This window comes from Pseudobacillus sp. 179-B 2D1 NHS (assembly GCF_045370945.1).
GTDB lineage: Bacteria > Bacillota > Bacilli > Bacillales > Domibacillaceae > Pseudobacillus.
Window position 1 is genome coordinate 131,405 of the sequence record NZ_JBIQDP010000012.1, and the last position, 16,526, is coordinate 147,930.

10 protein-coding genes are annotated in these 16,526 nt (G+C 37.7%); 4 read left to right on the plus strand and 6 right to left on the minus strand.

Translation table 11 applies throughout. The annotated features are described in order from the left end of the window. Positions 1–17 precede the first annotated feature (17 nt). Positions 18–1,640 (plus strand): amidohydrolase, encoded by a 1,623-nt coding sequence (locus ACH0BF_RS13605; RefSeq protein WP_406909503.1) that lies wholly within the window; start codon positions 18–20, stop codon positions 1,638–1,640. A gap of 179 nt (positions 1,641–1,819) precedes the next feature. On the opposite strand, the gene ACH0BF_RS13610 is transcribed toward ACH0BF_RS13605, so the two are convergent. Continuing rightward, entirely contained in the window at positions 1,820–3,094 is a 1,275-nt protein-coding gene (locus tag ACH0BF_RS13610; RefSeq protein ID WP_406909504.1) for a Y-family DNA polymerase, read from the minus strand. Continuing rightward, the gene (locus tag ACH0BF_RS13615) at positions 3,084–3,425 is read right to left on the minus strand and encodes a YolD-like family protein (RefSeq protein ID WP_340854409.1); all 342 of its coding nucleotides are present in this window, start codon (positions 3,423–3,425) and stop codon (positions 3,084–3,086) included. Before ACH0BF_RS13615 ends, ACH0BF_RS13610 begins: the two co-directional genes overlap by 11 nt. A gap of 298 nt (positions 3,426–3,723) precedes the next feature. On the opposite strand from ACH0BF_RS13615, the gene ACH0BF_RS13620 reads away from it, so the two are divergent. Both ACH0BF_RS13620 and ACH0BF_RS13625 read left to right on the plus strand, forming a co-directional pair. After that, positions 3,724–4,176, plus strand: coding sequence for a hypothetical protein (locus ACH0BF_RS13620; RefSeq protein WP_340854411.1), 453 nt, complete (start codon positions 3,724–3,726; stop codon positions 4,174–4,176). A gap of 193 nt (positions 4,177–4,369) precedes the next feature. Then, a complete protein-coding gene (locus ACH0BF_RS13625) occupies positions 4,370–4,684 on the plus strand; it encodes a hypothetical protein (protein ID WP_340854413.1) in 315 nt (104 codons plus the stop codon). A gap of 859 nt (positions 4,685–5,543) precedes the next feature. On the opposite strand, the gene ACH0BF_RS13630 is transcribed toward ACH0BF_RS13625, so the two are convergent. The 4 genes from ACH0BF_RS13630 to ACH0BF_RS13645 form a co-directional block, all read right to left on the minus strand. Beyond that, positions 5,544–11,102 (minus strand): S-layer homology domain-containing protein, encoded by a 5,559-nt coding sequence (locus tag ACH0BF_RS13630; protein WP_406909505.1) that lies wholly within the window; start codon positions 11,100–11,102, stop codon positions 5,544–5,546. A 1,040-nt stretch (positions 11,103–12,142) separates the two neighbouring features. Next, entirely contained in the window at positions 12,143–12,676 is a 534-nt protein-coding gene (locus tag ACH0BF_RS13635) for a hypothetical protein (RefSeq protein WP_406909506.1), read from the minus strand. 133 nt (positions 12,677–12,809) lie between these two features. Further along, a complete protein-coding gene (locus ACH0BF_RS13640; protein WP_340854419.1) occupies positions 12,810–14,168 on the minus strand; it encodes a sensor histidine kinase in 1,359 nt (452 codons plus the stop codon). Continuing rightward, positions 14,165–14,839 carry a response regulator transcription factor gene (locus tag ACH0BF_RS13645; protein ID WP_340854421.1) on the minus strand — a complete coding sequence of 225 codons (675 nt, stop codon included), beginning with the start codon at positions 14,837–14,839 and terminating at the stop codon, positions 14,165–14,167. Before ACH0BF_RS13645 ends, ACH0BF_RS13640 begins: the two co-directional genes overlap by 4 nt. Before the next feature lie 213 nt (positions 14,840–15,052). On the opposite strand from ACH0BF_RS13645, the gene ACH0BF_RS13650 reads away from it, so the two are divergent. Next, positions 15,053–16,210 (plus strand): VanZ family protein, encoded by a 1,158-nt coding sequence (locus ACH0BF_RS13650; RefSeq protein ID WP_406909507.1) that lies wholly within the window; start codon positions 15,053–15,055, stop codon positions 16,208–16,210. Positions 16,211–16,526: the final 316 nt, after the last annotated feature.

Genomic DNA, 16,526 nt, shown 5'->3' on the forward strand with positions numbered 1-16,526 from the left:
TAATTGGAGGGTTTAAAATGACAAAAGCAGATATCATTCTTTCGAGTCAAGCAGTTTTTACAGGTTTAGGGGATCAGCCTTCTCCTGCATCAATTGCCGTAAAAGGAAACAAAATTGTGGCGGTTGGCGACTCAAACGAGATGCAACCCTTTATAGGGTCTGACACAAAAAAATTAGATTTTGGAGATCAACTTATTACAGCAGGGTTCCATGATGCTCATCTTCATCTGTTGAGTGGAAGTTTAACTAATGATTTCAGTGTTAACTTACAGTCTGCACGTTCTGAAGAAGAAGCCGTCATGATGGTAAAAGAGTTTGCTGAAAAAAACCCTGCAGATGAATGGATTATTGGAAATGGCTGGGATAGCAACAATTGGGAGAATCATCAGTTTCCCCACCGTTCTACGCTTGACAACGTAGTGAAGGAGCGTCCAGTCTTTTTATATCATGCGGAATTTCATTATGCATGGGTCAATAGTAAAGCTTTGGAAGTAGCCAATATTCATAGTCAAACGAAGAATCCCCCATACGGAATAATTGAAAAAGATACGATGGGAGAACCGACCGGGATCCTCATTGAAAAAGCGATCTCTTTAGTTTCAGAGAAGGCAATGGCATTTCCTAGGGAAAAACAAGAGGAATTGCTAGCGTCTTTCCTTCAGCACGCTGCTAAACTAGGTGTGACGTCAGTAAATGATCTGTATCCTAGCCTGAATGAAGGGTTTGATCTTTTTAAAAAGTTTGATGACGAGGGTAAATTAACGGCACGTATCCATCTCTATCCTGCTTTAAATGGAGAGATGGAAAGAGCAAAAACATTACGTGATAGCTATCAATCAGAAAAATTAAAATTTACCGGATTAAAACAATTTATTGATGGAGTAGTTACAGGTCATACGGCTTATATGCTTGATCCTTATGCAGATAGACCAGATACAAAAGGAGAAACCGTTTTTTCTGTGGAACAGTTGACAGAATGGGTGTTGGAAGCAGATAAGGAAGGGTTTCAAATTCGCTTTCACGCCATTGGCGACGGGGCTGTTCATATAGGATTGGATATGTTTGAAGAAGCACGAAAAGAAAATGGAGAGAGAGATTCTCGCCATGCGTTAGAGCATATTGAGATTATCCATCCAGGTGATATAAAGAGATTTAAAGACTTAGGGGTGATTGCATCCGTGCAGCCTTCTCATTTAGCCCTCATGCCTATAACTAGCCATACAACCCGAGTAGATGAGAAGAAATACCCTTATATTTATCCTGGCGAATCCTTAAAGAAAGCAGGGGCTGATGTAGCTTTCGGGACGGATTTTCCAGTTGCGTCCTTAGATCCTATGAAACAAATCTACCATGCGGTTACTCGAATGGATCACACAGGTGAACATACATGGAATGAACAAGAAAGTTTCACCGTGGCTGCTGCATTAAAAGCCTATACACAAGGATCTGCTTATAGTGTGTTTAGAGAGCATGAATTAGGCACATTAGAAGAAGGAAAATTCGCAGATATTATCATCATGAATAAAAATATTTTCCAAATCCCGCCAGATGAAATTCCAAACACTAGAGTAGTAGCAACGATGGTCGATGGGAAATTTGTTTACAGTCATTCTGAAAGTCATCATTTGTTAACGATTTAATATGTTTTACAAATCATTTTAAGAGGCTGTCCATAAGTCGGGATAACTGACTTATGGACAGCTCTTTTAATACAAAAAATCGCCCGTCCGCTATAATGTCGATGACCAAACAAAAGACAGACAAATGGAGGCAATTTCTTCGAGTAACTATTCAGCTGCTTTTATTGAATATCCTTCTTCTATTCCCCTCTATGTCCCCCAACATGATTGGATCTTTTCAGGAAGGTTCCTCCTGGCAACAGGCTATGCGCCCAAAAGATTGAACTTTTCCCAAAACGGAACCTTATTTCGTCCATGGCCTCATCAAGTGCATGTTTTTTTTCCAGTTCTTCATTTGTACTAAATAAATCCATTTGTTCATACAAGGCCGGTTCCAATTTGCCGCATCCCACATAAATTTGCCGGATCGGCTGTCCTCTCCAATATTTTTTAAACAGTTTTTCAAATTGAGTATTCAGGTCTTTCGTGCAGTTTGTCTGTCTAGGCAGCTGTGTTTGATGTGTAAATCCCCTTTCTTCAATGTCCCGAGAATAGCTAATAGCAAGAGCGATTTTCCCGGCTGCTACGTGGTGCAAACGAAGTCTCATCGCTACTTCATCCACCATTTCATGAATCACAATCATAATCTCTCGTTCGTTGTAATAATCACGCAGTAATATCTGACTTTTAGAAAATGATTTTTCTTTCGCTTGGGGCTTTTCAGATAAAATGCTATAATCTACTCCCCATGCGTGGTAGTGAAGTTGTAAGCCCATTAGGCCAAGCCGGTCTTTCAGCTTATGTTGATCAGCATGAGCCAGATCATAGACAGAATGAATCCCTAAACGATGTAACCTATGTATGTACCCTGTCGATATTCCCCACATATCTTTCAATTCGATCTTCCAGATCGTTTCACTGACATTCTCATACGACCAATAAGCAAGCCCATTCGCTGCATTCTTTGCTTCATTGTCGAGAGCTAGTTTTGCTAAAAGAGGATTATCGCCAATTCCAATCGTGACGACTAACTTTAATTCTTTAAAAACGACTTTCTGTATGGTGCGAGCCACTTCAAGTTTGTTTCCAAACAGCTTTCTGGAAGCTGTCACATCAAGGAATGCTTCATCAATACTGTAAATATGCAAATCTTCATCTGCTACAAAACGTTTAAGGATGTCTATGATCATTTTATTTACTTTTAAATAAAGCTTCATAGACGGTTCCACCAGTATGAATCGTGGATCATGAGGGATTTCAAAGGCTCTGGAACCCGTTTGGATGCCAAATTCCTTTTTCACTCGTGGAGAAGCAGCTAATACCACTGAACCAGACCTATTTATATTGGCAATCACAATAATATAGGCATCCAGAGGGTGTATTTTACGCCTGACAGCTTCTACACTGGCAAAGAAAGATTTAACGTCTATGCAAAGAATAGAACGTTTAGGGAGCAACGTATAATCAATATCCATCTCCTTCATCCTTCTTATTCGCAAAATCTACCGCCACTATATCCTTTGTGCATATCACTCCCTTTCCTAAAACTTTCAAGTGATTAGGTTTGTGATGAAAGGATTGAATGACACCCGTTACTTCCATATACGGATAACCAAACGTATTTAAATGAACCGTGACAGGCAATTGCTGATTATAGGCATGACGTAAAACTCGATCAAACACTTCTTTTTGCTGTTCATCTATCGCTATTTCTTTTACAACAGGTTTAGTTTCTTGGAGCTGTTCTGTATGTTCCGACAACATAAACCCCTGCCACTTTAGCATTTTTCTATCTTCATATAACATTTGGATACCTCCATATAGGAACATTAGTTCCTTTTTAAAATAATTATACGAACTTATGTTCTTTATATCAATGTGTTATGCACTAATTAAACCGATTAAACAACCAGACGGTATATAAGAAAAACAAAGTTAAGAATGTAACATAGTGGTAATTGTGTTGTTTCTGTAACGAAGCATCCAGAAGAATTATTAAATTTTACGAGGGGCTCTTATTAAATTAAATGAAAAAAATAAATAAGCTTAACTATCTTAACTCTAAATGGTAACATAATCATAAAATGGAAGGTAGTGGGATTAAATGAGAAAGCTTTGGTTCGTTCCGTTTCTAGCTGTTGCAGCAATCGCTGTTGTAGTTACTCCGTTTCTAACAAACTCTGAGATACAAGGCAGTCTTTCTCCAGAGAAATTTGTAAAAGAGTATATAGAGTTAGTTAAAGCAAAAGACCATGAAAGTTTGGTTGATTTAGTTATTGATGATCGTTTTAATGATGATCGCGAAGTGAAGCTAAAAACATATAAAACACTTGAAGAAGGTGTTTCACCATTAGAGGACTATGAAATTAAGAATGTCAAAAGTGTAACAGAAGATAAAGCAACCGTTATTACAGTAATAGAGTACGAGGATGGCAGCGTTGAGCAAGTACCTATGCATCTTGTAAAGAAAGATAAGGAGTGGAAATTGCATATAAGTAGGGGAAATGCACTTGATGATGAAGATTTTAAACTAATCAAACAACCGGATGGAATATAAAATAAACAAAGTTGTCAATGCAACATCATGGTTATTATGCTTTATTAGAGATGCCCCGATCTTTAGAAGTTAAAACCGACAGCTTTTTTGGTTCGGTGTCAGACTCAAAATTATAGGCTGTTTCTTCTTTAGTTAGCCAAGTAGATTATTCAATAAAAATAGAAAATTTATAATAACGAGAAGGTGTAAGACTATGTATGAAGAATCAAACGGAGAATTAAAATCACCGAAAGAAGCGTGGAGAAAACAAATGGAAAAATTCAGTGAACTACCTCACATGAAACAACACGAGTTAAATAATGGTTGGAAATTATACACTAATGCAGAGTTCTCACTTTGGAACGAGGCCCCTAATTATTTAATTGTTGATGAAGAATTAGACACGGCGTTTGTATTTTACTTTAAAGAAGATGTAATTAAAGTTAAAAAGTCTGGTTGGGACATAGAGTTTACTTTTAACATGAAAAAGCAACACATCAAAGTATTTCGCAAACCTTCCGAAGACTAATTCAACTGATACACGTATCAGCTGAATTAAGTGAATTTTAAATTCTGAGGTGTTTTACTATGTGTTCCCTGAAATGGACTCGTGAGAGACAAGCCACAGAGACACTAGTAAGTTTTGTGAAATAAAGGGAATTAAAAAGAAAACAGCTCTCTCATTGAGGGCTGTTTTCTTTTATGCGTCATTGATTACGTTTGCTGTTTTTTACTATCAAATAACCAACTCAAGATTCTTACAAAAGTTAATATAAATAAAGACTTCAAAAAGTTTTCGATCCAATTGAGCTCATTAAATTTGAAGTAATCATATAAAACAAAAAATATAAAAAGCAAGAGTATACCTGTTGAAAATATAGTTATTTTTCGAGGATTTCTCTTCATTAAACGCCTCCGAAATACTTTATGCTACTTAGGTCTTTAAATAATTAGATGAACTCATATTATTGCTATCTATTTAATTAAAATATAACATATTCAACTTTCCTACCTTTTTTGCATATATGGAAGGATATAAAAACACGAATGCAACATAATAGCGATTGCGTCGCATTGTATAGTCGTACTAAATGAGACATAATCCATCTTTTATAGCAACTGGAGGCAACCTTTTATGACGACGAAACAAGGACAAAATAGTGTGGAACCGATCCAGAGCCCAGAAAAGATCCTGATGATTAAGAAGTGGTTGTTGCACCAACCGTATCGGGATTATTTTTCATTTACGTTTGGCATCAATTCTGGCTTGCGGATCAGCGATATTCTGCCGTTACGGGTTATGGATGTCCGAAACACAGGACATTTGCGGATTCGCAAAAAAAAACAAAAAGCCAGCAATAGAAATCATTTTTGCTGGCTTTTCTCTATTAATTTTTATTTAATTTGTTCAGCATTCGATAAAGTACAACAGCTGTTTCCGCTCTTGTTGTATCCTTTTTCGGTTCAAACTTGCCATTTTTATAACCATTAATAAGACCAAGCTCTACAGCTTGTTTGACAGGCACCCTGGCATAATTATTTATGCGGTTGTCATCTTTAAATGATTGGTTTAACTTCAATGAATCTAGCAGTTGCAGCTGCTGATACTCAATTGCACGAATAATCATAGCAGCCATTTGTTCACGGGTAATATTGGCATCAGCATCAAATACTCCTCCTTCTTTTCCGAATACTATTCCTGCTCGATTGGCTGCTTCAATCTGAGCAGCTGCCCAAGTCTTGCTTTCTGGGACATCTTTAAAAATCCCCTCGTATTCTTTCATCGGTACTTGCATCGCACGAACTAGTAAGACAGAAAATTCTGCTCTTGTTAACCTTTGTTCTGGAGCGAATAGCTCCTCCGTTTTTCCGCTTGTAATCAGTTTTGAAGCAAGGGAATGAATTTCCTTCTTTGCCCAGTGCTGATTGGTATCTTTAAAGACTTTATCACTGGAAAGTACGGTGAATCTAGAATCTTGTCTTATCGGGATGACCCAATGTTCCCCTTGCAAATAGCCCCCGGCATACTCCCACTTCTGTGTTTTCTCGTTATAAGAAGCACCTGTTGTTTTATCTTTTTCAACGGAGCCGTTCAACTTCATACTGAATAAAAGCGGTGTCGGTAAATCAGAAATAACGGTTTTTTCTCCAGCTAAAATGGATACCTCTACAACCTCAGATTTGAATTGGGGAGCAGCTGCAGCTTTGGCCACTTGCGCTTTTTTGGACACTTTAATATGAATCATTTCGTCGTCTTGCTCCTGTAAATAAGTGAGGTTTTCTGATGAAAGTATCATATCATGACCTCCATCAAGAACAACCTTCATTGGCTGTTGGCTAGCGGCTAATTTCTTCACTAACTCTTTTGATAGGACTAAACTCATCCGTTCGGCCTTCTCTTCTTTCATATCAAGCCGCCATTCATGTGAACCCGCTTGGATTTGCTCTTCGTTGATTTCGATAATTTTCTCTTGGCCATTAGGCATCTCTGGTTTGCTAGGTGGCTCTGTTGTTCCGCCACCGCCACCGCCTGTTTCCTTTGCTTTGGTTGTAAATGTCCATACGTCTGAACGCACTTCTCCTTCAAATTGATCTTTGACGGTGACATACCAGCCATGCTCTTTATTCGCCTGAAGGTTATTCCAAGAAACCTCTGGTGTTTGTTGATCTTTCACACCTGTTTGTTCACCGATTTTCTTATCTGTGAATACATTCGCTTTAAAGGAGTCGGTAGCTACTACTTTTTCCTTTGGTGTCAAATCCGTTTCAATGACAAACTCATCTTTTCCTGGATACTCCGTCGTATTATAGTAATTAAATTTATCAAGGTAAGGGGAGTACGTTTTCATGTAAATTTTGTTTTCAACGGGATTTACTTGCATAATACGCAGAAACCCTTGTCCACCTTCTGGTCCCCCTTGGTAATCAGCTAGCATTTGATATACTTTTCTATCGGGCTTGCCATCTTTATCATCATCAATTTCATCCACTAACGTTTCACTATCATGATAATGACCGGATAAAACAGCAATAATATTTTGATTCGGAAGAACCACTTCATTATACACTTTATCACCGATTGGACTGCGATTTCCTGACACAAGTAAGTATTCATGGAAGCTTAGAATTGCTTTCCTCTCAGGGTATTTAGCCAGTACTTTATTCATCCAGGCAATATCTTCGTCATTGATCCCCCATCCCATATACAGCATGATAAAATCATTGCCATTTGAGCTAATCAGGTCATAATGACCACGGTTATTTTTATAAGATTCCCCGTAGTAATCTTTGTCTTTAAAACGAGCTTCTCCAAAGTATTTTCCATATTCATTATAATCACCTGTTTTATGGCCAACATCATGATTACCGGCCAACACGCCATACGGGACATTCCCTTTATCTAAATATCCCATATATTCGTCAGCGTGTTTCCACTGATACTCCTGGTCAGCCTCATCTACAAGATCTCCCGTATGAAAGGCATATTTAATATTCATCTCTTCTTTTTGAGCAACGGTCCACTCAGTCATTTTCTTAAAAATATGCGGATAGCTTTCAGAGTAATATTGTGTGTCAGACATCCAAATAAAGGAATAATCAAATTGAGTTGTCGAGGCAATCTCATCTTGAACCATTACCTGTACTTTCTTATCCTTCACATAATCGGAACCCTTCACACTACCTTGTAACTTAAAGTTCTTATCATCTTCAGCCACTTTCCACTCTGTTAGTTCCCATTTGTTCGCTTTGTAATTCCATACATACATGGACACTTTACGGCCAATTAGTGATTTCCCTTCCCAGTTCAGCTCAATTTCATCATTTTCACTAACCTCTTCGTCTACTTTCACTTCAAAGCGCTGGTATGGAAATTGATCGGTTGACTTCGTTGTCACATACTGTTGATCAGCCGCTGCTAACTTGTCAACATCTGTTACAGGCTGTTCTCCAGCAGGGATCATTTCCTTTGGCGGTTCACGATCCACGTTGTTTTCGTATACAGACACATGATCTGCTTCATTCGCTTTATACTGATAACCTTTCATAAATGACACATCAAGAGCATCTTTTGTTGGGTCAGACACTTTCACTTTTAATTTTGTAGAAGTAGAAACATTCTTCGCACCATCTTTTGGATTTACTGCTTCTGGCTTATACGGCTGCTCTTCAGCAACATGAAATGTAACAGTTTTAGCCGCTTCATTTCCTACCTGATCGACAGCTGTTATTTTTAGCGTATGTGCACCCGGTTTTAGTTTGGCGGAAGATGTTTCAAGCGGAAGGCTGATTTCTTTTCCATCAAGTTCTGCTGTTACTTTATCAACCCCTGACAAATCATCCTTTGCCTCAACGTTAATAGAGATCGGACCTTTATATTCCTTCCCCTCTTCTAGAGTGGCTGTCAAGGCTGGCCCGCGATTATCAACAATGACGTTTGCCCGGGCTTTTTCCTCTCCGTTTGTTGCCTCAACAATGTGAGTGCCTTCCTGCGCTTTCGTTGTGTCCCATTTATAAGCTTTTGCAATAAATTTCTCATCTGGCACTTTAAAAGAGAAATCAATGACTGGTTTGGCTGACGCTCCGTCTCCTACTGAAATTTCTTTATCTGGATTGCTGTAAGCAGGATCGTAAATGATCGTTCCATCTTTTAATACGAGCCGGACGTTTTTTACGTAAAAATCATCTCGGTTTTCCTCGGATTCTTCATCAAAAGGAGATACCTTTGTTCCGGAGCGGATGGAAATAATAGCATCCTTTCCTTGTTCAAAATATTTGGGATCGACCGGAACAGTTTTTGTTACATATGTATCGATCGTATCATCAAAAATATGTAATGTTTCATCGCCAATAGTGACACCATTTTTAAAATAAAGGTTTACCTTCTTTACATCGAAAGCAAAATAAGCCGGTTCTGCTAAAGCTGGTGTGGTTTCCGCTGTTACATCCTTGCCATCAATGGAAAGCTTCGTATTCGCAAATTCTTTTGGATGGGAAGCTTTAATTAAAGCTGTTTTATTTAATAAAGAGTCATCTTCTACATTCAAACCGATCCCGGTTTGTTGCTGATCTTGTAAAATAGAAATCTTCTTCGCCTCTGTCTTTGTCTCATTCACTCCGTCCGACACAACCAGATAATATTCAACCGATTGTTTGCCTATTAAACTAGGAGAGTAAATGGCATGGTGGTACAATTTATCATCATAGTTTTCTGTTAAATCAACAGATTGATAATGAGAATCTTTATTTGTTTTGTAAAATAAACGGGCTGTTTTCACAGCATGATTGTCTTTTATATCAAAAGTTAGTTGGATATCATTCATTTCAGATACGGGTGTTTGATCCGTAATATCCGATACGACTGGTTTTTCATTATCAATTGGTAATTTTACCTTTTGAGCTGGCTTTTGACGGTCGGCTAGTGTTCCTGGTGTTGCCATATCCTTGCCGCTGCTGTATTTCTTCATTACCGTATCACCCGGTGTTGTCGGAAATGTATACAAGATGCCTTTGTCAGCTATCGTATCATCTTTCGTTCCTTCATCATTATAATAGCCTACTGAAACGTCTTTCCCTGTATTTGTCGCAATTGAAATGCCGCGAGCGCCGCTATTTGCCATTCCATCAGAAAATACCTTCACAATATTCTTGTCTTCTATTAAATCAACATTATAGTGACTGTTAAAGTCAGCTACTGTTTTATCTTGATTCGCTCCATTAATGATCCAAAATACCATTGTTCCACCTGATGGCAAAAGGATGTCTTCTTTCTCTAGTCCCCAAATCAAATCAGCGCCTGGGCCTTCTGCTGGATAACGATAACGAATCTTATAGTCTTTCAAGTTCACCGTTTCTGTCGTATTGTTATACACCTCGATAAACTCATACCCATCAAGACCGCCAACATTAGCGGAATCAGGCACAAGTTCCGTCATTAACAGCTGAGGAACTTTCTGCGAATCGTATGTATGCCCTTCTACGGTTACTTTATATTCTTCTGTTTTTGCTATATTCACTCCATCAAATGCATGGATTTGATAAAAGATTTCTTTTCCTACCATCTCTTCTTTAGGAATTACTGTCGTATATGTATTAGGCGTCTGTGCATCAGCTGACATATTTATTTCTGTCGAAGGGCTATCTTGATTCAATCGATACGTGACTTTGACATTTTTCACCGTTGTATCATCTGTCACTTGAGCATTCAGCTGGACATCTTCACCTGCTTGAATAGAAGCCACAGGAGTATGTTCAATCACAGGAGCTACTGTATCCTCAACAACATGCACAGGTTCTTCCGGCACTTGCTCTGGCAAGACTGCTCCTGGTGTTGCCGGCTCACTAAAATGGATGACATCCATCTTTTTTTGATCAGCCGATAATTGATATTGAATACCTTTATTTTCTTGCACTTGGTCTGGTGAATAGCTTGCTTCTGATAATTCGTTCGTATATGTATCAGCAATTGCTAATGTCCGTGCAGCTGTATTCGACATTCCTGCTGATTCTACCGTCGCTAATTGATCTTCTGTCAATTGACTATTGAACTGCTTGTTAAAGTCAGCTAATGTCAAATCTGCATTGGCTTCATTTTTCACCCAAACTACGATCGTGCCTTGTGCAGGAATCGTTTTATTTTCTTTAAATGTCCATGTTGCATCTCCTTTACTTCCATCTGGATAGCGATAAATTAATTGATAGTTTTTCAATGACACAGGTTGATCACTATTGTTATATATCTCAATAAATTCGTAGGCATCGGTTGAACTGCCAGGTACATTAGTTGTATTCGGAACCAACTCAGTAATAAGTAATGAGGGGTTTTTTTGAACATCTAACTTGGGTGTTTGTACAGACTCCGTCGTCCCTTCGGCAGATATTTCTGAGACAAATGTTGAAACAGATAAACAAGTGGCAAGTGCTAACGTATAAACAGACCTTTTCCCCATAACTTCCTCCTTATTAAAAATGCTTCTTTTACATTTTAAATAAAGATTGTACTTTTACTGTAAGTACATTGTTAAAAAGGTGTTAATTTTCAAAAAACAGGTTTATAGACCAATTGTTCAAAAAGAAACTATTTGTATCTATTTCCTTTAATTTAGATTAGGGTATAAATACGCGGAGTTAATATAGTTTCGTGGACACCGTTTAATTAAGCCCCTGGAATTATTTTGAGAGGATGTGGCCGAATTAGAAGATAAACCTGCAGGCGAAAAATATAATGATGACTTTAAGAGAATGTCGATTTGTATCGTTTTGGGAGCCCGGTTAAAGAATTAAGCAGCGATTTGGCGTGCCAGAAACAACGATTTATAAATGGGTGAAAGACTTTACACTCATCTATTAAAAAAAGTTACTGATGGGTATTCTTTTATTTTTGAAAATCTCTTTTTAATGAAAATGCATAGATATTTGTCTTTTAAATTTAAGTGCTCTTTTTTCAAAAAATTCTACAGCTTCATCTTTAGCAGAAAAATTAACAGCTTTCCAACTACCTAAATGCCATAGAAAACTATCTAAATAAATAGCATCTCTTTCTTCTTTAGTTACATGAACGGCGAAGGCACTTTCTCAGGACTTATGTAAATATCCCCCCATTTGGGGATTTCTAAAATTTTTGACTCTCTTCTAAAGCTCATGTTTATTCTCCCTAACTGACTTTTTCCTTATATTTATGGTTTAAGCATTCAATATCCATTTCGCTTATCAGATCTCCTTTTTGATCAAGGAATTTCATGCTTTTTATGAGGCGGCATTTTATTTCTAAATCATCGATAGTTCCCAAACGCACGATCCCTTTCCAAGCGTTGGAACTAAGACCCAGACCTGCGCCAACCACTTTTAATTCTGTACTGCGCTCAAGTACCTTGAGATGGCAACCATCAAATCCCCTTTCAGTGTTAAGTGTTTTTGGACACTGAAAGGGGTATTCAAGATAAGCTCTGGAAGTAGGTTATCGCTTAAAATATCCTTTATCTTTATGAAATTATTTGTTTTTAATCCGATGCTGGAACGACAAAGTTGCTATAAATACAGTTACTCCCCACAAGAACAATCCTCCATACGTTACTACATACACCCAAGTGGCTAACCCTTCGGTGTATCCTTTAGGAAGCACTCCCAAAAATTGAAGAGCTGTCAAGAAGCTAACTAGAACTGTCAACACCCCAACTGACCACCCTGATAAGATTAACAACCATTTTGGCAGTTTCTCCCCCCAAGAAGTCACAAGAGCTAAAGCAAATAAAGATGCCAGTATTGCTAAGACAGCGGTGAAGTCTATTCCGATGGTATATAACGTAAATAGAAAAGCAGGTCCTTCCTTTAAGGCATCGCCAAATCCTGCTACATCTCGTAGAGCTTGTTTTGTTTCAATTCCTACCGTTGATCCCCATGCCCAAAGCGATTTTAAAATCGCATACGGCAACAGTGCAAGAGCTGCAGTATAGCCCCATCCTTTAGTCAAATAAGTTTTGTCAGCTATTTCTGACTTTAATTGTTTCTCATGTTTTAAGTTCAAAAGACATTCTCTCTTCTCATTCTCATTTTTTGAGTACTCATCTCCATTTGAACACAATCCTTTCTATTTGTTATTTATAAAAAGGATATACTGCAAAGGTGTTCATTAAGATGACTTCTTGTTTAAGTTTTGTTTAAGTTTTCATGCCCAAATAAATGCTGGTTCCCTCCGAGGAAGTGGCAATTTCCCAATCTAAATTCATTTCCTTCATCATAAGCGAAACAATTGATAGCCCAATTCCGGCACCTTTATCTTCAGATTCATGATTAAACCCTTCCCCCCTGTCCCTAATGACAATGAAAGTGGAGCCATGACATTCAACCGCCTGAATTCCAATATATCGCCCTGAACGAGCATGCCGAGTAACATTTTGAATTAAATTATCCAAAATACTTTTAAACCAAATAGGGTCTACCTTCCATATCAGCGATCTTTCCGGTAAATCAATATCTATGTCAAACTTATACCGTTCAAATATAGGATACCATTCCGCTATAACTTTCCGAACTTCATCCAATATATCCGTGTCTCGCATTTCAATCGGATGTTTACCAGCTGAAAGCAGTGTGTAAGAAAGAAGATTGTTGATCATTTTGTCCATATCATCCAGTTTGTTTTCAACAATTTGAAGTGATTCTATTACTGCAGAGGATGCTGGGTACTTCTTTGCGGAATATACGTGCTGTCTCATGACTGTTAAGGGTGTTCGCAAGTCATGAGACATATTGGCGATTAGCTGTTTCCTAAGATTTTCTTCCTCTTTCTCTCTATCCCTGCTGCATTTCAACTGGTTGATCATCTCGTTAAAAGCACCTTCAAGCCTTCCAATCTCGTCCATTTTTCTAATCCCGACTTCATCAGGGATACCTTCATCTCCCGTTTCAGACATCGCAAATTGAAGCTTAACAAGCCGGTTGCGTATATTAAAGAAGAAAAACCAAGAGATTAATAAAAAAGCTCCACTAACAGAAATAAAAAATATGATAAATGGAAAGTCTTTGTATAGAGAAATACTGCCAAGGTTTGTATCAGTAATTGGAACTTGAAGAACCATTATCCCTTGTCTAGGATCGTTTCCTATTAATGCCGTAATGGTATATACATTTTGAGGGTTTTTATTTTGTAAAAACGTATCCACATGAAACTTGCTTTCCTCCATAAATATAAGAGAATCGGTAAATGTCCAATTTTCAGGAATATCGGCAGACCTCTTTCCAATAAATCTAGATTCGCCACTTCCATTTACCCAGAAAACCTTAGCCTTTGGATACTTATTTTTTATAGACTGAAGACGATGATGAATTATCTTCGCTTCCTTGCCATCTAATTCAACTGCTTCCCGCTTCCATATAGCTTCTATTTCCTTTGGATCGTATAATCCTTTATTGAACAGAAGAGGGGAATAATAAATGGCTGGAATAAGAGGAAAAAGGACGAGGGCAAATAAAATAAGAAACAAATATCTCGTCATTAAAGATTGTATGATATTCATGATTTCATCCTATATCCAAGCCCTCGGATTGTTTCAATGATTTGCGGATTGCTTGTGTCCAACTCAATTTTTTCACGCAAATGGCGTATGTGAACCATTAATGTTTTATCCCTTTCAATATAAGCATCTCCCCACACTGCTTCGTAAATTTGTTTTTTCGTCAATATTTGATTCAAGTGGTCTAATAAATACATAAATATATGAAATTGTTTTCCCGTCAAAATAATATCTTCCTTAGAAATTGTATTGATGATCCGATTTGACTTCTGATCAATTCGTAAATGCATAACCTCGATATTTTCTGGTGCAATAACTCCTAATCGCCTTACTAGTACTTGAATACGGGCAGCTAACTCATCAGGATGATACGGCTTTGTCATATAATCATCCGCGAAACTGAGCCCCTGTAACTTATCTTCCATAGAAGTTCTTGCCGATAGCATCATAATTGGTGTATTCGGGTATTTCTTCTTCAGACGCTGACCGATTGTATAACCATCTAACCCCGGCAACATAATATCCAAGATAACAAGATCAGCCCGTTCCATATGCTTCATTGCCTCATGACCAGACGTAATCCAAATGACTTCATATCCACGTTCTGTTAAAAATTTGCTTACCCATGAGCCAATTTCTTGATCATCTTCTATATGCAAAATTGTTAGCTTCATAAATTGGGTGCCTCCCCTCATTAATAAAACAGGAAAATTACACCTAATTTTACCATGCCAGCCTAATGACTTATCTAATTACTTTAAAATTGCGCTATGAATATCTTGTATCCAATTAAACAATAATAAGGCAGACAAGATGCGTAAATATCAGCGCATTTTGCCTGCTTTTTAAATTGATTCAAAGTATACTGAGCAAAAAGAGGTGTATGTATGTCTGTATATATCCAACCGATCATGACCGCCTTTATTATGTTTGGTGTATTGGGTTATCTACTTGTCATTCCCTGGCTGGTATATAGCTATCGAAAGTATGGATATTTTAGTATTTGGGCTTCCATTGTTGTTTACTCGTTTATTTTCTATATGCTATCAGCACTATTTTTAGTTCTCCTGCCGCTTCCATCAACTAGGAATACTTGTGCTTTTCAATCACCAGATACCATTTATTATTCATTAAAGCCATTCACCTTTATAGGAGATATTTTTAAAAGCAGTTCAATTATTTGGTCACAACCGAGGTCGTATATTCAGATATTCAATCAAAGTGCCTTCTGGCAGGCAGCATTTAATTTTCTATTATTACTTCCTTTTGGCGTATATTTGAGATACTTTTTCAAAGAAAAACAATATTGGAAAAAGGCATTAGCTTTAGGATTTGCCCTGTCTCTCTTTTACGAAATAACACAGGTTACTGGAATTTATGGAATTTATAAATGCCCCTATCGTTTATTTGATGTTGACGATTTAATGTTAAATAGTACAGGTGCGCTCTTTGGTTTTCTTGTGGCTCCAGTCATATTGGCTTTATTTCCTTCCAAGGAAAAACTATTGGCGAAAGCGGAAAAAATGCAGAAGAGCCCTCTAGTGCCGCCGCTGTCGCAATTACTTGCTGTACTTATAGATTATATTGTCATTAAGTTAACGTTTACTTTCACAGTCGGACTATTCACATCAAGTGGATTCGCAGAAATGATATATACAACAGTTGGCTTTGTGGTGCTGTACTTTGTTTTGCCTCTCCTATGGGGAGGAAAAACAATCGGAACAAGTATAATGCGATTTAAACTCGCGAATTTGGAGGGGGATATCCCTTCATGGCAAGCTATGCTAAAAAGAACCGTTGCCTTATATTTACCTTGGCTGGCATCTATGTCACTTAACCTTCTCGATCACATTAAATTAGAAATAGAATCTCACTTTTACGCTATTCATGTATGGGTAACAGTGGCTATCTTCACGTTTGTTAGCATCATGTGGCTGACTTTATGCATTCATGCCGTTTTGGTCATGTTAAAAAAAGGGAAACGCACTTTCTACTTTGACCATGCTGCAGATATTGTCCCAAGAAAAAATAAGGGAATTTCTTAAAACAGGATTTGTTTCATTTTTTAAGATTTATTCGCGGAACCAACACTGGATCAGCACATAGAGGATCCGAACTAAGATTGGGCATGGCCAATAACATCATTAAAGTTCATGATGGAAGAATCACTATTCATCGCGAGGTTGGCTATGGAGCAACGATTGACATTTAAACTTGATCGATGATGCGTCTTTAAACTTAACTAATTCATATTAGAAAAGCCATTCACAAAAGGTGAATGGCTTCAGTTTGTCGACAAAAGGGGTTCGGAATAGTCTTATTCCGAACCCCTTTTGATTTTTCGGTAGTTTTAAAGCCCTT